The following is a 22,919-nucleotide window of genomic DNA, read 5'->3' as shown; positions in this document are numbered from 1 at the left end:
TTATGAAACGCATCAGCGCGTTACTACTCATCGTTGGCCACAGCCTGGCCGGCGCCGGCCAGGATACGCATTACTGGACCCAGGCCTTTGGTACCCGGGCAGCACTGTTGGGCGGCTCGGTCGTTGGCGGCACCAAAGACAATACCGCGCTTTATTACAACCCGTCCTTACTCGCCTTCATAGATACCGCATCAGTATCCATCAATGCCAACCTTTACCAATTCGAGAACATACGGATAGAGAATGCGATCGGCCAGCGGGCCGATTTCAAAAGTAACCGCATCGCCACCATCCCCCTGTTGGTAACGGGTATGTTCAAAAGCAAAAACAACCGGTGGAAGATCGGCTATGGATTCTTTGCGCCGGTAAATTTTGAATGCAAAGCCACCGCCCGGATAGACGATAAAGTACAGATCGTGGATGATACGGAGAGCCCGGGCGAAGAAGATTTTATAGGTCAGAAATCGGTCAGCAGCACCCTAAAAGAAATATCACTCGCCATAGGCGTCGGCTACAGGGCGAGTGAGCGGTTTGCGATCGGGATCACCCCCTTGTTCACCCTGCGCACAGCCGACTACCTCCAATCCACGCTATCGAGATTCTACCTCAACAATGCAACCCGACAGTTGGTAACGGCTACTGTACTGCAAAGCGCAAACTACTACCATGTAAGGGTTGCCGCGCGCCTGGGCGCCTCGTACAAATGGGATAAGGTAGAAGCAGGCATCGCTTTCACGACGCCCTCCCTGGGCATCATGGGCAATGGAACCGTAGCCGCCGATATCACGGCTACACAGATCAAATTCAAGGGCACGCGACAGGACATACAGGCGAATGACCGCCAGGAAAAGCTAAAGAGCAAATACCACGCGCCATTTAATGCCAGTGCAGGCGTAAATGTTTACCTCGGACGGAAAATGTTGACGGTAACGGCCTTTTATGCTGGAAAGGAAGCAGTGTACGACATCCTACGCGCAGAACCGGCCGCCTTTGTGAGGCCGGCAGACCTCTACCCCGCCCTCGGCAGCGAAAATTTCATGCGGGTAAAAACGGGCGCCACCTCGGTCTTTAACATGGTAGTGGGCTACGAACACCCCCTCAATCAAAAACTCACGCTCGTCATGAGTATCCGCAGCAACCAGTCCTTCTATGATCCGCAGCTCAATACCGCCGTCGGCATCAAACCAGATATCACCTCCTGGAATATCTATCACCTCTCCGCAGGCTGCACCATACAGCTTGGCCGCAGCAGCATCAGCGCCGGCTTGTTGCTAAGCGCCGGCAACGACAAAGCCCGCGTGCAGAACGGTAACCTGGAACAGGTGGAAGAAGACAATTTCCTACAGGGCGCCACCACCATCACCAAAGCCCGTTACAGCACCATCGGTCTGCTGCTGGGCTATAGTTTCAGTTTCCAAAAAATGTAAGCTCCTGTCCCTTCTGGCCGCTTATTTCCTCACCACACACCGCCTACGCCAATTCACCACACACAATTGTTCCGGCGCATGCCCGGGAGCGAATGCCCGTAGCGGATACCGGGAAGAAGCCCCTCATTTTGAACCCGCTGCAGGGTGTACGCTTAACTGTATCGAAACCGGACAGTTTTTGTATCGGAAACGAACTACTTCGTAACGCAAGAAGCTCATAGCAACCTGTAAATCACCCTACTACGTTCTGGCATGTGTTTGCCATAATACCGGCAGGCATCCAGCAGGCAGGGAAAGCATAGCCATGAACGAAGGGAAAGAATAGCCATGAAAATTGATTTCCTTTAATGCAACAAAATGCCTCCTGGATAGCCTTTTAGAGAGAAAGAAACAAGTGGTCATTAAAGGCAGACAGCTGCCCCACCCAAAAACAAACGAAAAACGTGATCAGCAATTATCTTAAAATAGCATGGAGAAACCTCACCCGCAACAAGGTGTTTTCCTTCATCAACATCTTCGGCCTGGCACTTTCCATGGCCGTTTGCCTGTTGGTGATCATTCATGTAAAAGATCAGCTGAGCTATGACAATTTCCATCCCCGGGCAAACCACATGGCGCGCATCATCAGCCAGGTTACCGGCCGCGAAGGCAATTCGTTGATCTGGGCCAGCACGCCCCTGCCCCTGGGCGACAAACTCACCAGCAACTACGACCTCGTTGAAACCATTACCCGCATCTACCCCTGCAACGGAAATGGATCCAACGGCGTAAAAGACCTGCGGCTGCGACAGGCATTTGTCGACAACAGCTTTTTCTCGTTGTTTGGCTTTACCCTGGAGGCCGGTAATCCCAGTACAGCACTCACCGCACCCAACAGCATTGTATTGAGCCACCGCACCGCCGAAAAGTTCTTCAGTCAGGGCGGCCACGCGATCGGACAAACCATCAACCTAGCCAACCTGGGCGATTTTGTGGTAACGGGAGTGATGAAGGAGCCTGTTGGCAAATCGCACCTCCTTCAGGACGCTTATCTTTCTATGAGCACCGTGCCCCAACTGGAGAAGGCCGGCAAACTCTCTGCCGCCCTGCAGCAATGGGACCTCACCAAAGGGTATACTTACGTAGCCCTGAAGCCCCAGGCAACCAACGATCAACTAAATACAGCGCTGGAATCCATCTCGGCCAGCCTGATGAAGGAATCTAAACTGGTGGGCAAAGAAAGCTTCCGCTTCGAAGTGCAACCTTTCAATAAGATCATACTGAGTGAAGAAATGGGATTTTCCCTCGGCGATACAGGCTCCCGCGGTAAAGTGTGGGCCGAGATTACGGTGGCCTTCGTGATATTGCTGTCCGCCTGTTTCAACTACACGAACCTGTCGGTAGCCCGCTCCCTGCGCAGAGGAAAAGAGGTGGGCGTTCGCAAAGTATCGGGGGCCATGCGCAAACAGATATTCGCACAATTCATTATAGAATCCATGCTCACGGCCATGCTTGCCCTGGTGCTGGGTTATGTGCTCTTACACCTCATTACAGGACAACCATTCAGCCGGGAGCTCACCCAATCGGATGAGCTTTCTTTGGATGCAGCCACGGCTGGATGGTTTATCCTGTTTGCCGTATTTGCAGGTCTGCTGGCAGGCGGCCTCCCTGCCTGGGCGCTGTCATCCTTCAAGCCGGTGGAAGTGCTGAAGAACCTGTCTACCGTAAAACTCTTCCTGGGCAATAACATGCGCAAGGGGCTAATCGTGGTTCAGTTTACGCTCTCCCTCATTGCCATCGTTTTTACCCTTACCTTCTACAAGCAGTTCGACTATATGGCAAATGCTGATCCTGGATTCCGTAAAGACCACATCATCACCATCCCGGTTACACCAGCCAGTCAGGGCATCCTGAAACATGAACTGGAGCAATTGAACGGAATTACAGGAGTAGCGTCCATCTCCACCATACCTGGCAAGGATGCATCGGGCAACACCCGCGTAAGAACGCAGCCTGGCGCCGAGCCGATCAGTATGGATTACTATTTTGCCGATGCGGCCATCCTGCCCGTGATGCAGCTTTCGTTGCTGGCCGGCCACCCCTACACCGACAGAACAGACAGCCTCCAGGCAGAGAGCGCCGTCATCGTGAACGAACTCGCCTTACAGCCACTTCAAATAAAGACACCACAGGAAGCCATCGGCAAAACCATCTGGATCGATGACAGTGTGCAGGTACAGATCGCCGGGGTGATGAAGAATATCTTTCACCGTGGCCTTGCCAATCCCTACATGCCTTTGATGTTGCGCAGTAAACCGCAGGCCGGGCATTACCTGGTGGTGAGTACCGCTACTTCTTTACCAGCCACCTTCCTGGTCAATGTAGAAAGTGTTTGGAAAAAACAATTTCCGCTGTATCCGTTCGAAGGCAGCTGGCTGCAGGAAGATTGGATCGGGCGCAACAATACTGTCGGTATGGTGGGCATGCTCGGATTCCTGACGCTCATCACCATCACCATCGCAGCCCTGGGCCTATTGGGCATGGTGATCTATACCACCGAAACACGCCGCAAAGAAATTGGCATCCGGAAGGTGATGGGCGCCAGCGTGACTGTTATCATGGCGCTCCTGAGCAAAGGATTCCTGAAACTGTTGCTGCTCGCCGGTTGTATCGCCCTGCCCATCGGTTATATACTTGGATTCTTCTTTTTGAACATATTTGCTAACCGGGTCACGCTTGGGGTTGATCTCTTATTGATCAGCTTTGCCGGCATGCTATTGATCGCTATTATGACTATTATTACACAAATTTACCGGGTAGCCACAGCCAACCCGGTAGAAAGTTTGCGAACAGAATAATATCTTAACGCGGTCAAACTACTTAAACCAGTAAACAAAAAACAATAGATCACATGTTAGAGCTTAAGCACATCTCCAAATGGGTCAATGTAGGCGGTAAACCAACTTTCCTGCTGAAAGATGTTAACCTGAAAGTAGAAGCAGGAGAGTTCCTATCCATTATGGGCCCTTCCGGATCGGGCAAGTCTACCCTGCTGCACATCATCGGCATGCTCGACGACGCCAACGAAGGAGAATACTTCTTCAACGGAGAAGCAGTGCACAGCATGAAGGAGAAACAACGCTCACAGCTATACAAACGGCATATCGGGTTCGTGTTCCAGGCCTATCACCTGATCGATGAACTGACCGTGTACGAGAATATCGAAACGCCCCTTATTTACCAGGACATCAAATCCTCCGAACGCAAAGCCATGGTGGCCGATATCCTCGACCGCTTCCAGATCGTGGGCAAGAAGGACCTCTTCCCTACCCAGCTCTCCGGAGGTCAGCAACAACTGGTGGGTATCGCACGCGCATTGATCGCCAAGCCGCAACTGCTGCTGGCCGATGAGCCTACCGGCAACCTCAACTCCAAACAAGGTGAAGACATTATGGACCTGTTTAAGCAATTGAACAAAGACGGCGTTACCATTATCCAGGTTACGCACTCCGAAAAGAATGCAGGTTATGGGTCCCATATCATAAACCTGCTCGACGGAAGAATTGATACCAATTAAAGCAACATAAATAAAGAAACTCAACCATGAAACCCGGTAAAGCCTTGATGATCTGTTATGCGGTAGCACATTTGTCGCTGAACAGTACGGCACAGAACACGCCCATAACACTGAAGCAATGTGTAGATGCGGCTATTGCCAAGAACTTCGATATAAAGCTGCGGGAGCTCAATATGGACCGCCGGCATGTAGACTGGAAACAGGGGAAAGCTAATTTGCTGCCTACATTGAATGCCAATATTGGCCACAACGCCAACAACGGTCGTAGTATTGATCCAACCACCAATAGCTACGTTACCCAAAGCTATACATCTGCCTCCTACAGCCTTGGTTCCGATGTCACCCTGTTCAATGGCCTCCGCCTGATGAACACGCTAAAATCGGCGCGCTATGCCTACGACGCCAGCCGCGCCAGTCTGCAACAACAAAAGGATAACATTACCCTCACGGTAATACAGACCTACCTGGATATACTCACCAATGTAGACCTGCTGGCGCAGGCCAAAAAGCAGGTGGAGGTAACCCAAAAACAGGTAGACCGCCTCGAGATACTCAACCAGGCAGGCTCCATCAAACCCTCCGACCTGTTTGACATGAAAGGCAACCTGGCCGATAATAAAATGTCGGTCACCAACGCACAGAACAACCTGAACACCTCCCGCCTGACGCTGGCCCAATTGATGAACCTGCCCTACAACGAGGAGGTTCAATTGGAAAGGCTTACAGCCGAGCAGTTTTCCGTTGATTATTCGGCAACCTCCGATACCATCTACCAGTTGGCCCTGGAACATATGGGCCTGGTAAAAGCAGTAGACCTGTTGGTGAAGAGTGCTCAAAAAGATGTGCTGGCGGCCAAGGGTGCCTTGTGGCCCTTGCTGACATTCGGCGGCGGTATCGATACCCGCTTTTCCAGCACCGGCACAGACGCTACAGGGGTAAAAGTGCCTTACTACGATCAGCTCAGCAACAACTATTTCACGTACTTCGGACTCAACCTGCGCATCCCGATCCTCAACGCCCTGCGCAACAAGCACAATGTAGAGTTCAGCAAGATCGATCTCAAGGAAATGGAGTACACCAAAGAGACCAACCTGATACAACTCAAGCAAGCCATCGAGCGCGACCACAATAACCTCGAAGCCACGAAGAGCAGGTACCTGGCGCTGGTGGATCAGGTAGCAGCATATGTGGAGAACTTCCGCGCGGCTGAGATCCGGTTCAACGAAGGAGCCTCCAACTCGGTCGACTACCTGATAGCCAAGAACAAGCTGGATGCCGCCAACCTCAACCTCATCATCGCCCGCTACGATTATGTAGTACGTACGAAGATCCTCGATTACTACCAGGGCAAGATGATGTATTAAGCAATTCCTTACAAGTGCTGAAAGATAAAGAGGCCGTCTCATTCTTTTGAGACGGCCTCTCCATTTGAGTACACCAGGTGGAAACGCGGTAGCTCATGGGAACATTCCCGGACACCGGGAATGTTCCCAGTCAAAAAATGGATGACTTTTCTTTTGACAAGTGAACGGTATTGCAAAGATTGTGTACACAACGATTGCACAAACCAAACACTAGCCATATGAGGACACTTTTATGCGGTCTCCTATTCCTATGTGCTGTCCCCACCAGCGCACAATCATTCGGCACCGGTAACATTGTAGTAGTACGAATTGGTACCGGCGCCCTCCCCATGACAGCAGGCGTTGCACAGCCTGTATACCTGGATGAATATACGCCCTGCGGAGAACTGGTCAGAACCATCGCCATGCCGGTAACCGCCAGCGGTAGCAACCGCCGGCTCACCCTGCCGCCGGCAACAGCAGATTATACCGAAGGGTTTATCAGCCGGTCCGAAGACGGCCAGTACCTGGCGCTGGGCGGCTACGATGCAGCCACCGGCACCACTTCCATCACCAGCACTACCAGTACTGCCGTTAACCGCGTAGCGGGCATAATCGATGCCGCTGCCAATGTAAACACCAGCACCGCATTCAGCAACCGGTTCAGTACTGTTTCCATCCGCTCGGCCATCACCGATGGCAGTAACGTATGGGCTGCCGGCGGAAATGGTGGTGTTGTCTATGCCACAGTAGGCAGTACCGGTACCTCCAACACCCTGATCACCACCACCACCGGTCGGTGCCTGGGCATCTATGACGGGCAACTGTATGCCACTTCCACCGCCACCAGTCTGCGTATGGCACGTGTGGGCACTGGCCTGCCCACTACTACCGGACAAACGATGACCAACCTGCCCGGTTATCCTGCCACTGGTGGCGGTCCGCTCCAATTCTTTATGGCGCGGCAGAACGGCAGCGATACGGTCAATGTATTGTACATAGCCGATAATAACCAGCTCAAAAAGTATTCACTGGTAGCAGGCACCTGGACAGCCAACGGCACCATCGGCACAACAGGTGATAAATACCGCGGACTCACCGGCACCCTCTCGGGCAGTGATGTAATACTCTATGCCCTTCGCAGAAATGACACCGGTGGTGAGATCATCAAATACACCGACAACACCGGGTACAATGCTAGCTTTGCCAGCCTTAAACCTACCATCATTGTACAGGCCGACAGCAACAGGGTATTCAGGGATGTAACCATGGCGCCGCAGGCAGCAGCCCCATTGGCAGTGCTCAAAACCAACACCAGCGACGCCGGCTTCCGGGTACTTTCCAATAACAATGGTCCTACGGTACTGGCAGAGCTCACCACAGGCACCCCACTGCAAGGCATCGTGAATGTGTATGACCTGAAAGGCCGCCTTGTCTATAGCCGTAAAGTATCGGTTGACAAAGGTATTTATCGCTACCCGCTCCAAATGCCGGCCAATGCCCGTGGATTATACTTCGTCAGCTTCACTTCCCACCGCGGCGTTTACATCACCCGTAAGTTCATCTACTAATACCTCAAAACTCCTGCACATGAAAAAAGCTATATTGCACCTGATCATTATAGTTTGCACAGCATGTTTCCTGCCCGGTGAAAGCTATGCACAAGGTCAACCCGTATTGTCCACGCCCGCTCATAACAACACCGGATACGTGCGCAACCCCTCCTTTACCTGGCAGGCCTTTACCAATGGCTACAGCTATGAAATACAACTGGCCACCGATGCCAGCTTCACCAATATCATCACTACGCGCAGTAACCTGAACATCACCCGTTTTGTACCGGTAAGCCAATTGCCGGCGGGCAATGTATACTGGCGGGTAAAGGCAAAAGACGAAGCAGGCGCCGACGTAAGCAACTGGTCCGACACCTTTACGTATGTGGTAGCCATCCCGCCCAGAACCTACACCATACCCGCGCACGCCACCCTGCAAGCCATTAAAGACACGATGCGCAAAGCCATTACGAATACGCCTGCCATCCTCGCTTTCACAGCCGGTGAAACCTATGAACTGGATGGAAATATCTCCGGACTGTTTGCCATCGACACCGCCAACATCAATGACCTCATCATAGAAGGCAACAACGCACAGATCGTGATAAAGAACAATGCACATGTAGGCTTCATGCGCATACAAAACTCCAACCGGGTAACAGTGCGACGATTGACGGTAGACTGGGATCCCCTGCCCCACTCCCTGCTGGACGTCATCAGCGTGAACAAAACAGACAGCACCGTGCTGAACGTGAATGTGCGTCTTAGAGAAGTGAATGGTAAAATGTCGCCCTATTACCCGGCCATTTACGACAACGCCTCCTTTACCGATCACTGGTCATGGTCGTACCTGATCGATACCGCCGATCCCGGTAGCCTGAAGAAGATAGACAACAATACATTTGGGATTGTGCCGGCCGATATTACACCACTGGCCTGTAAAGGACAGCCAGAATACAATATTTACCATACGGGCACTACATCCGGCAAATATTTCGCAGTAGGCGATGTGTTGTCTATTGTAGCCAGGGACAATGTAGGCCCGCTGCTGAGCACCAGCAATTGTGTCGACTTTGTTTGTGACAGCATCACCAATTACACCAGTCCGATCGGCTGCTACTACTCGTACGATGGGAGCGATATGAAGATACTCAACTGCCAATCCACCCTGAAAGATGCAAGCCGGTTTGTATCGGCCAATGCCGATGGGGTACATTGCCGCGCCAATGCCATCGGCCCCTGGGTAGAGAACAGTACATTTATCGGTAATGCCGATGATGGCGTCGCCCTGTACAACAAAGGCATCTTTGTAAAATCGAAGGTCAGCAATACCACTTTGCTGCTCACAAACAATGTATTCATGAACCTGAAAAAGGGGCATATCTTTCGCATCTTCACCCCTAAAACAGGCAAGGTGATGAGCACCAATTTTACGGTGGATACCGTGTACTTACAAAGTGGCAGCTACCGCGTACAGTTCACACCTGCCATCCCCGCCAGTGATTATGACAGCCTGGTTGATATGGGACTTACCGACCTGCAGCAGAACGTACAGTTGTACAATGCCTCCCTGCGCAATGAAAGGTTCATGATCAGCAACAACCGGTTTACCGTAAGGGCGCGCGGCGCCATCATACGGGCAGCCAAGGGCATGGTGGAGAACAATCAATTCTATAGTTGCTCATCGGCAGGGGTGGCCTTGTACAATGAACCCGCATTGTGGTACAATGGACTTTATAGCCGTGATGTGTGGATCACGAACAATGATCTCCGGGATTGTGCATTCGACAACCTGGGCGCCGATGCGGGCTCCATCAATGTGCGTCTCAATGAGATCGATTCAGCCGGGCCCAATAACTATTTTATAGATAAAATGTCGGCCTGGTCACTCGACCATGCCAATATCCGGATCACCAACAATACGATAAAGAACTTTGCACAGCACGGCATCTCGCTCTTCAATGCAGCCAACTGCACCATTAAGAACAACACCTTCACCAGTGCTATGCCGGGGTTTTACAGAACCGGAACGCATTATGGTATCTATATCAATACCACCTATGGAACATCTATCATCAGCAACAATTTTACCGGCGACACCCGCACACCGATGACGCAGATACAGCGGGTGAATGACACCGCCACGACGGTTGTGCCGTAAAAAGCAAAACAGGGCGCCCCTTTGTGAAGTGCCCCCAAAAAGTTAAACTTTTGGGGGCACTCCCCCTGGGCGCCCTTTTTATACTTGGGATGAGTTCTACCTAAGTTCCCGAATAGTCTAAATAAACCTTACTGAAATCCCGATTGGCCAGCTCTTCACGGGAAATCCAGAAATGTACATTCCCTTCGCCAAATTCATACTGAAACAACATAATATCGCCTTCCTCATCGTGCTGTTCGTCGTCGAACAGTTCATTCTCACCCTGCCAGTAACTTGGTTGACCGAACATATCATCACCGTAACCATTTTTAGAAAGCTCACAACCCAGGATCTTTTCAAGGTCGGCCTTCATTTCCGCAGGTATCAAGGGCGGAAATTCATGTATGGCAATCTTAGCGCCACGATGAAAGTTCACCGCATTCCTGGTCTCTGCATAATCTTCAAAATAATGCTCCATGTCAGGGAAACCTTCTTCCGGGTATTCGCGCCTCTCCAGCTGATCGGTTGGTCCTTCGTAAAAGAACACCTCGCATTCGCTGTCATTGGGACTGAAGAAAAAATACAATATGCCTTCAGCCGGCAACTGTTGCTGAATGTCATGAGGCTTCAGGTCGGCCAGGTTAAACTGAGCCAGGAACAGGGTATTGTCTGGCCATTCTATCGAGGCAGGAAGGTGTGGTAGCCCCTTGGTCTTGGAAGCACCCAGCGGAATCTCTTCTTCTGAGTCGGCCTCCGTTTCATCGACGGTAATGTAACAATGCAAGCTTCGGCTGAGCACCTTATTATCCAACTGATGGAACGGTCTGGAGGCCTCTCCATCATAATACCATCCACGGATCATTCCCCACGGTGAGCTTTGCTCATTGTACTTTCCAAAATCGATCATTGCAGGGGTCAACGTTACTGTTGTAAGGTATTCTCTGGCCTTTGCTAAAGGCGAGCTGGGATTAATTGTTGGTATCAACGTATAGAAGTTTTTAGCCAGTAAAAACGCGTAGGCCGCATCCCTGTTGTTCAACTTTATTTACAAAGGGTTCGAACAGCCGATGATATGTCTGAAACGCCAGATCCAGTGATCGAAGAACCACCTTAAAAAGATTGCCCCCGTAGAAACGGGGGCAAAGCGTAGACATGAATGGTAAATCGAACAGTCTTTCAGGATATTATAGCTTGATCAAATTGATCAGTTTCCTCGTTTTGCCCTGCACAGCTTCGAGCGTATAATATCCTTTGGCATATTGGGCTCCCAGTTGAAGGCGGCCGCCTACATACAAATTATCTTTCGTTTCCACCAAACGGCCCACCTGGTCGTACACGCGGATCAATATCTTTTCTCTGGCATCCCCTTGTTTGAGATGTATCGCGAAGTCATGGTAACTGGGCACCGGTGCTACTACTACCACAAGATCGCCCGTTGCGGTTTCCTCCTGTGCATTTCCGGTACCATCGCTGGAATTAGCAGGGGCGGTAATGACCGGCGACTCATCTACCTGTCCATTACAGTTATTGTCCTTACCGTCTTTGAGCTCAGGCGCACCCGGATAAATGGTGGCGTCATAATCGTGACAATCGTCGCCTCTCGTTACATAACCTGGCAATGGTACGGCCGAGTAGATGGCGCCCTTATCGCGGCCGAAGCCATCTTTATCCACGTCCTGGTAATACCACTGCTTGGGCAAACCATCATCTATCACCCCATCACAGTTGTTATCGCGCCCATCGGCCAGTTCCGGAGCACCAGGGTACACGGCAGCATCCCAATCGACGCAGTCGCCTGCCACCAGCACCATACCCGGGATCGGAATGGCCGACAACTTAGAACCACCGTCTCGGCCAAAGCCATCTTTATCGGCATCGATATAGTAACGAGTCAAGGGTAACCCTTCATCGATCTGCCCATTGCAGTTATTGTCCTTACCGTCGGCCAGTTCTGGAGCACCTGGGTACACAGCAGCATCCCAATCAACACAATCACCCCCTACCAGTACCATGCCCGGTATCGGTATGGCCGACAACTTCGAACCGCCATCACGGCCAAAGCCGTCTTTGTCAGCATCGATATAATAGCGCGTCAAGGGCAATCCTTCGTCGATCTGTCCATTACAGTTGTTATCGCGGCCATCGGCAACCTCTGGCGCACCGGGATACACAGAAGGCTCCCAATCCATACAGTCGCCACCTACCAGCACGCGGCCCCAGATGGGCACTGGCGAGAGGATCGAGCCGCCATCACGGCCATAACCATCCAGGTCGGCATCGATATAGTAGCGCTGCATACCACAACCCTCATCGATGAGACCATCACAATCATCATCTTTTTGGTTGCCGCAGATCTCTGCAGCGCCCGGATGAATAACGCCGTTGGTATCGTCGCAATCGGTTTTGTTAATCACATATCCCGCAGGGATCAGACAGGTGGTACCCTGCTTGGTATCAGTGGGTGATCCATATCCATCTCCATCAGCATCTCTGTAATACGTGATGATAAAGCCTTCATCCACCTGGCCATCGCAGTCATCATCCACCCCATTACATACTTCTTCCTTACAATCATTGCCCACTTTGGTAGTAGCTTCTGCTACCGTTTTCATCGACTCCACATTACCGGTGTTATCGGCAGCAAGCACGAAGAAACGATAGGTATTACCCACCACGCCCGTATAAGTAAGTGCTGTATCGGGTGCAGCAGGCTGCACCGCTTTATAAGCGCCCCCATTTTCCGACACATACAAAACATAATCGCGTATACCGGATCCACCCGCATCATCGGCCCCATTCCAGCTTACCCGGAACTCGGGAGTAGTGGAGATGGCCGGCAATGCTTTCACTTTGCTGACCGGCGGCAGCGCATCGATCGTATTATAAATAGCAGGCGTTTCAATAGCCCCATTCACATCAAATACGATGCTCGCTTTGGCGCGGAGGCTATCACCCGTTTGAGTGTGATTCGCCGCTTTGATAGTATAGGTAACGAATCCTTCCCCCCTGCCTGCCGAATCATTGATCGGCAGAAAGCCCAGCAGGGCATTCGCCGGAGGCAAACCGGTAGCCGGATCTTTCGATTCAAATACCCAGAATACTTCCCGTTTGTTGACATCGATACCGGCAGTAACATCCACTACCACACCCAACGAGTCCATCACGTTCAACCGGGTAGTATAGAAAGTTTTATCGGCAGGTACCGGGAAGGTCATGCCCGCGAAGCCAAAGTCGCCCAGGCGTAAAGAGAAAAGGTTGGCGTTGCTATCGATGGGATGGTTGATCTTCACCACCTGCGCAGGCGCCGAGGCAAATTCAGGATCGTTCTCGAAACGTACCATGTAAGCATGGTTCTTCGATTTCGCGATCATCTTGCCCGGCCCATAGCCTTCCGGGCCAACAATATCATTGGGGTCGCGGGAACACACGATAGGAATAAAGGTAACCTGTCCCCCAACAGTCTTCTTACAGCCATACTTCCTATCGGTCACCGTTACGGTATAGTAACCAGAAGAGCTCACCGTTCTTACACCACCCGGCCAGCTGTAAGCATAGTCGCCCGAGCCACCGGTAGCCATGGCCGACAAAGTAATGGACGGACGTTCATCTTCGCAGAACTGCACGGTACCAAGACCGGCTATCTCCACCTTCAATCCATCATCCTTGATCTCAAAGTCTTTGAAGTACTCGCATTCAGTATCCTTCTTGCGCACCACGGCCTGGTGCGTACCGCCACCGAGGTTCTTGAAGGTATTGGAAGCCTGGTATTTCGAGCCATCAACACTGTATTCGAACGGACCATCCTCACTCGTTACGTGAATAGTGGCTGTTCCATTCTTCTTTCCGCAAGCACTGGCAGGCGTAGTCTCTACCTCTATTTCAAGGTCCACCAGCTTAAACTCGTGGATATTGTCTTTTTTCGTAACGCCCCCCGGCTTCCAGGAGCCATCGAGGATACGCTTGTCCATCATTTCGCCTGTTTTGGCGCCTTTATCCCCAAAGCCCTGCAGGCCGTTATCATTCATATCATGGCCGTCTATCTCCAGCTTATGCGGACCTTCCGGGCCATCCTTCGTCAGCTCGGCAGGTATCTCAAATTCAAAAACAGTATTGTCCGATCCTGCTACTGCAGTAGTAGAGTTCTTCTTATAACCGATTGAAGGCACATCAACGCTCACATCTTTCATCGGTTCACTCATCGTGATCTTGATCTTGATGACGCCGCAGGCCTTTTTCTTATTGTTTTCCTCAACGAGTGACAGCCGGTTACCATTCATATCCCAGTTCCAGGTGGCCTTGTATTTCAGGGCGCCACCTTCTATCTCGACGATCTTGGCATAGGGACGAAAATTATCGACCTGAAAATTGCGATGGTCGTTCACCTTAGTCAGCAGATCTTTCATCGTTACACCAACCCTATACTTCCCATCGGGGAACTTCGCTTCATCGATGATCCTGGCCGTTTCGTAGTTGGAGGCATAACCATTAGGAGTATTCACCGTCTTGCGGGCATCTGTAGCAAAACACTGCTTGTCGTCTATTTCCTCCATGCCCCCCTTTTCGCCCTTTGTATTCGATACTGTATAGGTAAACCATTGAGACCAGCTATAGCCCAATGGCGTGGTGGGGTATACGGATTTCGTCTCATCCGTAAACGTTACGATCTTCTCTACAAAAGCGGTATTGTTGTTGGCGCCACTCGATTTATAAAAGGTCTTCGAATCAAAAACCATATAGGGATTCGTACGCGTCTTTACAGCCGGGATCCAACGTCCCTTCACTTCCCGCTCTACAAAATAACCAACGCCGCCGGGGTTCGCAAAAGGCTCATCGATCGACTGGTGGTCCACCACTTCCACTTCAAAATCCACCGCATTGTGTACTTCATTTTCCTCATAGTAAAGCTCAGAATCGGGGGTTTTTCGGTATTTCACATCCTTACCATCTTTATTCACATCCTTTAACATGGGAGCATGAAATTGCGGATCCTGATGCGCCGGTTGCGTAAAAAAGGTAAAGGGGTTCAGCGCACTCACCTTTTTGTCAGTGCCATAAGGCCAGTAGCCGAAATGGGTATGGTTCGAAAGCGTAGCCCAGGTTCCTCCACTGTAGATCTTTCCAATTATCTGCCCTTGTTCCACAGATTCCTTTACTTTCACCTTCGCATCCACGTAAAGCAAGTGATTGAGCTCAATTTCGAACATTTGCCCATTGATGAATACGGTAATGCCAATCCCAAGATTGTCGCCAGCACCTGATATTGAATTAACAATACCACCAGCCGGGGCACGTACATATTCGTTATCCACTTTTGTAGAGCCGTTCATATCAACACCTTCATGAAAATACCCGGAAGTACCAAGAGCAACCAACGGCTGACCAAAACCATGTAGCACACTTACATATTCTTCTGTAGTACTGCCAGGTTTCAGTACCGGCCATATGCGTTGGAAACCATTACCCCTGATCTCGGAAGTATCGGCCCACACACCATTGATCATTTCCCTTACCTGGTAGTAGTACTTCTTACTTTCATCGAGGTTGATATCCTCAAACTGGTCAAAGCCACCCTGGGTATACCAGGGAGTCCAGGGGCCGCCCTCTTCCATTCTGCGCGCTTCCGATACCGTAGCACCAGGCGAATTGGTCCACAATACGGACATCCTGCCCTCGCCAATCTTCGGAACTACCGCATATATTTTCACCTGCGCCTGTACGTCTGCACAGATCATTGCTATTGCTGTACACAAAAGCAAAAGGAATTTCCGAAGGCGTAAACGATGTTTCATAAATGCAAAAATTATAGAACGTTATTTCATCTTTAATGATAGAACTTCAGTATCTGTACGAACCTGTAAGGTTCCATCCGGCATAAACTCCAGTTGCCGGTAAGGCAGCCGGTGCCCCTGACCACTGAAGGTGCTGCGCGCCTGCAAAACACCGCTGGCAATATCGTAGGCCTGCACACTCAACTGCCCATCCGCAGCACCTTGAGAAAATATATAGAACCGCTGCCCCGATTGGTCGCTGATAACGGGATACTGTCCAACAGGTGAGCCAGGCAGTACACCCGAAAACACCCGGGTAAACCCTGCACGCATATCATACAGCGACCAGGTTTTGCCGTTGCACACGACCATTTTATCTCCCGGCACGAAAGCCAGCCCATCCAGGCTAACGGGTATCGTATGCATCAATCGCCCGTTTCCGTTTAATACAAGCGTCTTCATCTTCATGTCCGCGGCAGAAAAAAGCGTTACTCCCACATATTGGTGATCAGCCGAAACATACACCTCCGTAGGCGCAGCATTGGGCAAGCGGGCCGACCAGCGTTTGCTGCCCTTCTCATCAAACAGCACCACCTCGTATACCGGCACATCCGCCTTCACCGTATTACCGGCAAAAACAAATGCTCCCGCTTCGCTCACAGCCACCGAATAGGGGTTGGCGCCTAACCAGCCCAAAGACTGCATCAGCACGCCCGATCTGTCATAAACAGCTGCATAGATATCTGCCGCGGAATGACGGTAAGCAGAATCGCCGTATACCCAAATATTGTTGGATTGCAACGGAACGGTAATCGAGCTCAGCGCCGGAATAGCCACCTCCTTGCCATTGCTGGTAATCCCATAAAGAAACCTGCCACCTTCTACAACCTTCCGCACTATGATATTGGTCACCGCAGCAGACAAGGCATTATCCTGCTGCCACGCCGCAAAAGGCTGGCGGGCGATGACCTCAAATCCTTTCACCGGCGGCTCCTGTGCCATCCCCAACCGGGCATTCAACAGGAATACCCAGCAGAACACCAACAGCATTTCGCCCAAATGAAGACGCCGCCTGCTTTTATATAATTGAATAGATCTCATTATTGCTCATTGTCCATTAACATAAAGCCCAGTACCGTTGTCGCCTTCGCATACACGATGATCGTACCCTTCGCACCAGGCCTCAGCCTGCCGGCCGGACCACCAGCCTCCTCTAATGGCAAAGTCAACGTCGCGCCCGCCTTGCCCAGCTCACCAGGTTTCAGGGCAATAGGCGCCCCACCCAGGCTGGTAAGCTTTACCACGGGATTCACGATATCGGTATTGCCATTATTGGAAAACTCCACCCGGATGCTCAATACATTCGTGGGCCTTGTATTCGGCGGCGCGATCACATTCGTGGTTATCTGAGCAGCCGTACCGGGCACCACCTTGAAGCCCTGCACACTGACTGCCGTATCGCCGGCTTCATTTTCAACCACCACATCATAGGCTCCCAGTGCAGCGCTATCGAGATCAACCCGCGCATAGAGACTGGTAGGATCGATATGGTCTATCTTGTCGGCAACGATCACACTACCGCCATTACGCAGTCGCAGTTCCTTAACAACATCCATTTTAGAACCCTTGACGAGGATCGTAGCCTGCCCGGTATTGCCCCCTTCGGCAGCTTCTACCGACCTGATCTCAAAATGTAAAACAGAAGCCAGTAGGCTGATCGATTGTACATCAAGAGCCCCCATGCGGCCACTCACCATCAGGTAGTAAGTACCGGCCTGCAAAGCGGGGATGATGATCTCCTGGCTGCCCTGGAAAGGCTTTTCGGCCGAGAAGTCATGCGCAGCCCTGTCGGGCACATCGCCATACCGGATAAAGAGATCGTTATTGCCCTTCAGCGAATCGCCTTTCAGCGAAACCAGCACAGACTCACCCACCAGCGAATCGGGAATCTCCATCCGGTAGTAGACCGCCTGGTTGTTGCGCAGGCTCGCAGTCTTTTCCACTTCCAGTGGCATCTCTTCTACTGAAACCCGCATAGCATGGGCAGAAGCAGTAATGTTGTTATCATCATTCACCTCGGCAATATTGTTCAATACGTCGGCATGCACGAGGGCATAATATTCACGCAGGGAAACACCCTGTAGTCTTATCTTTTGTGATTGTTGTATAAAGTTGTTCGGCGCCAGCAGCACTTTCACCGGAGCAGTAACAGCCAACACATCCGAAACATCTTTGGTGGTGTCGGTAGAGAGGTACAGGCTTTGCTGCAGATAGCCACGGGCAGGGTTAATACCCACGTTCTTCAGCTTCCAGCGAATGGTAGCTTCACCACCAGCCATCGCCGTGTCGGGCAATTCAATATCGGTGATCACAAGGTCCGACAGTTCATCGCGCACTACCGTAATCATCGTCGTTGCGCTGTTTTCTTCGGCTTGGTGTTCATACACCTGGTCATTGACATCCGAACGGTAGATCAGCACATGATTACCCAGGTCATCCGCCGGCAGGAAGGCCTCCACGCTATCTTCATAAACACCACCTGCTGCCAGAATGCCCTTGTGCACATAAGTACTTAACAGGATATCGCCCGCATTCCAGCTAAGATCTTTAGAGAGGTAGACCTTATCGGTCCAGGCAATCGCATTGGTAGCACCTGCTCCCCTGTTCTTGACCACCCACTTTAATTTAACCGGCTGGCCCGCATAACCTTCATCAGGCGAAGTGAAGCTCGTCACCACCAGGTCGGCAGCCGGCGTCAACTCGATGCCGATGGCAATCGGATCATTGTTGCCCCCATCCTGCGGGCGCACTTTACCCACATTGTTCGCCGTATCGGCGTCATACAGCAAATGCTGCGGATCGCTCACCAGCAAGAGGTATTGCTTCCCCGAAATACCATTGGGCAGTACGACCGTTTGCTCGTCGGTATAACCCGTACCGGCGGGTAAGGCCCCACGGTGGGTAGAGGATTTTACCAGCGTATCATTTTTATCGAAAACCGTATCGGCCGACAGGTACACGGCATCCTGCCATTGGTTGATCAATGTTATTGCCTGGCCATTGTTCCTGACAGACCATTTCAGCGAAATCGGGTTGCCCGATTTGCCGGCAGCAGGAGCCGATACACTGGTAACTATGATATCTACAGGAGGATATTTCCTGATATACATGGATTTGCTGCGACCGGTATTGTTGGCCGTGTCGCCTTGCTCATACACTTGTTTGCCGGCATTGGTAAATACATACACATAATAGCCGGCGCCGCCGATATTACCCGGCACGGGCACAGGTATTTGCACCTGGTAACTGCCCTCTTTGGCAATATTCCTGGTTTGTGTAAGCTCCCGTACAAACAAGCTGGCAGCGGGATCCCAGCTTGACTTCTGCGACAGGTAGATCCTGTCTGTCCACGTACTATCGTTGGTGGCTTTGTTGCCTTTGTTGATGACGGTGTAGCTGATGTTGGTAAACTCAGCGGCTGAAGCTGAATCGCTTACCTGTACATCAGTTACCTGCAGATCGGCCCAGGTGCCGGCAGCAATAGCCACAGGCGCTGTGCTGCGCAGAATATTATTGTTCTCCTTACTTTCAAAAGCCGTATCCTTCACATCGGTTTGCACGTATATATAGTAATTGCCTTTTAAGCCATTGGGCATTACGATCGTGGTATGTTGCAGGGTATCGCCACCCGATGGGATGTGAGTAACGAGGTACGAAGTATCCTTCACGAGGATCGCCTGTTGCAGGTTCCACTCAGCGGAACCGGATACATAAATTCGATCATTGAGTTGAGTTGCAAGCAGCAGGCCATCGCCACTATTCTTTACTTGCCACTCAATATTCATGTGTTCACCGGATACCGCCGTAGCAGACGATACGATCTTATTCACCAACAGGTCGGGCGCAGTGATTGGCATCGCCTGTGGGGAATGACCTTCATTGTTATTTTCAAAAGCCTGTTCAAAAACATCTTTCAGCGCATCGGTTTTCACGATGAGGTAATAGTTGCCGGTCAATTTGGCTGGCAGCTTATACGAGCGCTCCGTACGGTACGATTGGCCGGCGCCCAGATTCGATTTACTAGCCGCTGTACCCAATGGCACAGCAGTAGCCGCCTGATACGTTGGCGTAGGCGAAAGGAATACATCATCGCGCCAGTACTTATTGAAAGTACCCGAACCGCCGCCATTTTCAACCTGCCAGCTCACCGTGATCTTATCACCTGCACCAGCGGTAGCAGGCACCGTTACACTATTTACGGTAAGGTCTGCCGGCGGCGTAAGTACGATGTTGATTGGGTCGCTGGTACCTATATTATTATTATCATTGGCATGTTCATAGACCACATTCACCCAATCGGCCACCACATGTACATACCAGGTGCCGGTAATGGTGTCGGGCAATGTCACAGCGGCATAACCGGTATAGGACTCGACCGCCTTCAACGCCTCGCCATGATAGCCCGAACCGAGCTTGATAGCTGTTGCGGTATTCAACACGGGTTCTCTCGACAGCCAAACCAGGTCGTGCCATCCGGCGCCGGTAGCAATACCATTGCCTGCATTGACGACGGTCCAGCTCACTTCCACCTTTTGTCCCGAAAAAGCATTATTGGGAGGCACTACCTTGCTCACCTGCAAATCGGGCGGCGGCGTAAGTTGGATGGTAGCAGCAGCAAGCCCTACACCTGTATTATTCGTAAGATCTTTTTCCGGAACGTTTTCATATTCGTTCGTTTCTACAATAACGTAATACCGGTTATTGAGACCATTGGGCACATTAAAAGTGGCAGAATTGGTATAGCTGCCGCCATTGTTCAGCGCTACCGGGGTCTGTTTACTGGCCACGCTGATGTCCTGGTCGTCGAGCACCTGGTCGAGGGATAGATATACTTTATCGAACCACACCTGATCGAGCGTTGCCCCCTCACCGGTGTTGTTCACCTGCCAACTCACCGTCATCTCCTGGCCCGACCATCCCGTTGGCGGCACCTGTATATTGCGTACTACGAGATCGGGCAGGTAACGCAGCTGAAACGTTTGCACGGGGCTTTCCAGCATAGAGCAATCGCCGCGCGCTACCAGGCGCCATTTGTAGGTTTTACCATACTCCAGTTTGTTGTGCGAGTAAACCGTGAAATTAATGCTGGTGATGCCGGTGAAGAGCGGATCTTCAGGTTGTGTGCCGGTAGCGGGCCACACATAAATATCATATGAGCTCGCCTTCTCTACCGGGAACCAGGAGAAGGTAAGCGGAAAACTGACTTTGTTATTACCATCCGACGGCAGCATTTTGGTAATCGATCCATTGAGCGGATTGGAGATCACGTTCACCTCCAGGGTGCTGACAGGTCCAGCCTCACCGCATCCCGTAGCATAGGAAACAGACAGCAGGTGTTTACCCACCGACTTCCAGGTTACGGTAGCTTCGTTATCGGTGAACTGAAGGGTGCCACCCTCTACAGTCCAGTTATAAATAGCTCCTGCTACTGGCTCAACCCGATAGGTTGCGGTGAAACCAAGACAGGCATTGTTGTCTCCCTGAATAGAGCCCGGACTTTTAGCCGCCACACACACCAACGCATCTTTGAAAACATCCGGAAATTGTCCTTCACTTTCCACCCAGGCCCTAACGACAATTGGACCTACACCGGTAGCGATCAGCGTATCGCCCTCGATATGCCCCTGACCAGCCACCAGCTCATAAACGATAGGCTGGCCGCCGTTGGCGGTTGCTTTGAGTGGATAACGACCATCGCCATCATCATCTACCGGTGTGGGGAAATCGATCACCGGCACGTCTGCCTTCACCCAAAAGACCAGGGCAACTGTAGTGCATTGCTGGGGATTGCCATCATCGGTAGCAACCAGGTACACGATGTGTACACCGGCGTTGCAAAGATCCCCCACCAGTTTCATCTTCACTTTGGAAGTAGCGCCATTGGTCACCGAATAAGTAAACTTGCAGATCTCTTCTTCATCGATCCGTACCTGCGTGGTCACCGTTTGGCCCGGTTCGGGAGAAGTAAAGAAAGGTTCTAATTCTATCGTTTCTCCCACATTCAGTTCAATAAGACGGGTGGGATTGTTGAAAGTGAATTGAGGGGGCAGATTACTCAGCGTTCTTACATCGTACGCAAAACATTTATTGGCGAGGTATTGCACACCATCGTTCTCGCCCGACGGCCCATCATAGCTGGCATCTACTTTATCAAACAGTCCGATCTGCTGGTAATGTTGCAGAAAGTCTCCGTTAATACCAACGAGGGCGGGAAATAGACTGTTCTCATAGGCCGTAGCCCATTGCATATCGCCATAATTCATTTTCAGGTTGATGCCTGGTCCCAGTAGTTCGTCGCCTGGCACACCAATGATGACCTGGAACGTATTGACGAGGTCGGCCATTTCATCGGCATACCCAACGCGATCCCAGGTAACGATAAGATGGGTGGGCGTTACTTTATAATAGATCTGTCCGCTGGCCGGGTTGCGGGTATCGATGTCAGACCAGAAGGGAGCGATCATGGGCGCGAAGTAGGGAAGCGGAAAAGAATAGTTGTCTTCCATAGGCTCCAGGAACGACAGGGAGCCGTTGGTATTGATGTAAACAGAATTGTATTCGGTACCGTACAGGTTGAAAGAAAAAGGAAGGGAGATCAGTTCCGAGCTGCCGTCGTTGTCTCTCGGCAGGGCGGAGAAGGTACCATCTATTGGCACAAAGCAGGCGGATGCAGCCAGGGCCTGAGCCGCCGTCGATTGCGAACCACGTGCAGTAGCCGTAGTAACGCGTGGAGCACGTACCTGACCATCAGTAGCACGCAGCGACTTTGCATCAACAGCAGTAGCACCAGATGCGCTCACCTTACTGTGCGCCCTGATCTTGCTGTCGCGGAGAAACCCGTTCCACGAAACCGTGCCCGGCCTGAGGTCGGGAACCCGTTTTACGGTTTGAGCATCGGCCATGCCGGCGCTTGCCAGGATAAACAGAAGGCTAAATAGAGCAACCCGTAAAGAAGTATTCATCGTAAAAATGATTGACAACATGAAAACAGATTGATGCATGCCCATGCGGCTTCCCAACGCAAGCGGCGCGGGGCCATGCATGGTGCAATGGGCAAAAAAAGTCTGTATGC

Annotated in this window: 10 protein-coding genes; 6 read left to right on the top strand and 4 right to left on the bottom strand. The window is 51.4% G+C overall.

Features of this window, described 5'->3' with window-relative positions:
• Nucleotides 1-2 precede the first annotated feature (2 nt).
• From P2H89_RS26410 to P2H89_RS26385, 6 genes are all read left to right on the top strand, one after another.
• Nucleotides 3-1,427, top strand: a complete 1,425-nt coding sequence (locus tag P2H89_RS26410; RefSeq protein WP_275832737.1) for a hypothetical protein — start codon at nt 3-5, stop codon at nt 1,425-1,427.
• A 443-nt stretch (nt 1,428-1,870) separates the two neighbouring features.
• Nucleotides 1,871-4,264: an ABC transporter permease gene (locus P2H89_RS26405; RefSeq protein ID WP_275832735.1), complete on the top strand. Its 2,394-nt coding sequence runs from the start codon at nt 1,871-1,873 to the stop codon at nt 4,262-4,264.
• A 53-nt stretch (nt 4,265-4,317) separates the two neighbouring features.
• Nucleotides 4,318-4,983, top strand: coding sequence for an ABC transporter ATP-binding protein (locus P2H89_RS26400; RefSeq protein WP_275832733.1), 666 nt, complete (start codon nt 4,318-4,320; stop codon nt 4,981-4,983).
• A gap of 26 nt (nt 4,984-5,009) precedes the next feature.
• Nucleotides 5,010-6,347 (top strand): TolC family protein, encoded by a 1,338-nt coding sequence (locus P2H89_RS26395; RefSeq protein ID WP_275832731.1) that lies wholly within the window; start codon nt 5,010-5,012, stop codon nt 6,345-6,347.
• Between the two features lie 218 nt (nt 6,348-6,565).
• Nucleotides 6,566-7,897 carry a T9SS type A sorting domain-containing protein gene (locus tag P2H89_RS26390; RefSeq protein WP_275832729.1) on the top strand — a complete coding sequence of 444 codons (1,332 nt, stop codon included), beginning with the start codon at nt 6,566-6,568 and terminating at the stop codon, nt 7,895-7,897.
• Nucleotides 7,898-7,916: 19 nt separating this feature from the next.
• Nucleotides 7,917-10,040: a right-handed parallel beta-helix repeat-containing protein gene (locus P2H89_RS26385; protein ID WP_275832727.1), complete on the top strand. Its 2,124-nt coding sequence runs from the start codon at nt 7,917-7,919 to the stop codon at nt 10,038-10,040.
• Nucleotides 10,041-10,140: 100 nt separating this feature from the next.
• Here the strand turns inward: P2H89_RS26385 and P2H89_RS26380 are convergent, their stop codons facing one another.
• The 4 genes from P2H89_RS26380 to P2H89_RS26365 all read right to left on the bottom strand — a co-directional run bounded on the left by P2H89_RS26380 (nt 10,141) and on the right by P2H89_RS26365 (nt 22,830).
• Nucleotides 10,141-10,926 (bottom strand): YwqG family protein, encoded by a 786-nt coding sequence (locus P2H89_RS26380; protein WP_275832725.1) that lies wholly within the window; start codon nt 10,924-10,926, stop codon nt 10,141-10,143.
• 277 nt (nt 10,927-11,203) lie between these two features.
• On the bottom strand, nt 11,204-15,808 hold the full coding sequence (locus P2H89_RS26375) for a MopE-related protein (protein WP_275832723.1): 4,605 nt from the start codon (nt 15,806-15,808) through the stop codon (nt 11,204-11,206).
• Between the two features lie 21 nt (nt 15,809-15,829).
• A complete protein-coding gene (locus P2H89_RS26370; protein ID WP_275832721.1) occupies nt 15,830-16,888 on the bottom strand; it encodes a hypothetical protein in 1,059 nt (352 codons plus the stop codon).
• Complete coding sequence (locus P2H89_RS26365) at nt 16,888-22,830, bottom strand: CARDB domain-containing protein (protein ID WP_275832719.1); 5,943 nt, start codon at nt 22,828-22,830, stop codon at nt 16,888-16,890. Before P2H89_RS26365 ends, P2H89_RS26370 begins: the two co-directional genes overlap by 1 nt.
• Between the last annotated feature and the right edge of the window lie 89 nt (nt 22,831-22,919).

Source organism: Paraflavitalea sp. CAU 1676 (assembly GCF_029223285.1).
Classification (GTDB): Bacteria; Bacteroidota; Bacteroidia; order Chitinophagales; family Chitinophagaceae; genus Paraflavitalea.
The sequence above is the reverse complement of the archived record's forward strand: the minus strand, read 5'-3'. Positions and strand labels throughout refer to the sequence as shown.

Coding starts and splice junctions, on each gene's coding strand:
- P2H89_RS26410 (WP_275832737.1), top strand. CDS start 3: ATGAAACGCATCAGCGCGTTACTACTCATCGTTGGCCACAGCCTGGCC.
- P2H89_RS26400 (WP_275832733.1), top strand. CDS start 4,318: ATGTTAGAGCTTAAGCACATCTCCAAATGGGTCAATGTAGGCGGTAAA.
- P2H89_RS26395 (WP_275832731.1), top strand. CDS start 5,010: ATGAAACCCGGTAAAGCCTTGATGATCTGTTATGCGGTAGCACATTTG.
- P2H89_RS26390 (WP_275832729.1), top strand. CDS start 6,566: ATGAGGACACTTTTATGCGGTCTCCTATTCCTATGTGCTGTCCCCACC.
- P2H89_RS26385 (WP_275832727.1), top strand. CDS start 7,917: ATGAAAAAAGCTATATTGCACCTGATCATTATAGTTTGCACAGCATGT.
- P2H89_RS26380 (WP_275832725.1), bottom strand. CDS start 10,926: ATGATCGATTTTGGAAAGTACAATGAGCAAAGCTCACCGTGGGGAATG.
- P2H89_RS26375 (WP_275832723.1), bottom strand. CDS start 15,808: ATGAAACATCGTTTACGCCTTCGGAAATTCCTTTTGCTTTTGTGTACA.
- P2H89_RS26370 (WP_275832721.1), bottom strand. CDS start 16,888: ATGAGATCTATTCAATTATATAAAAGCAGGCGGCGTCTTCATTTGGGC.
- P2H89_RS26365 (WP_275832719.1), bottom strand. CDS start 22,830: ATGTTGTCAATCATTTTTACGATGAATACTTCTTTACGGGTTGCTCTA.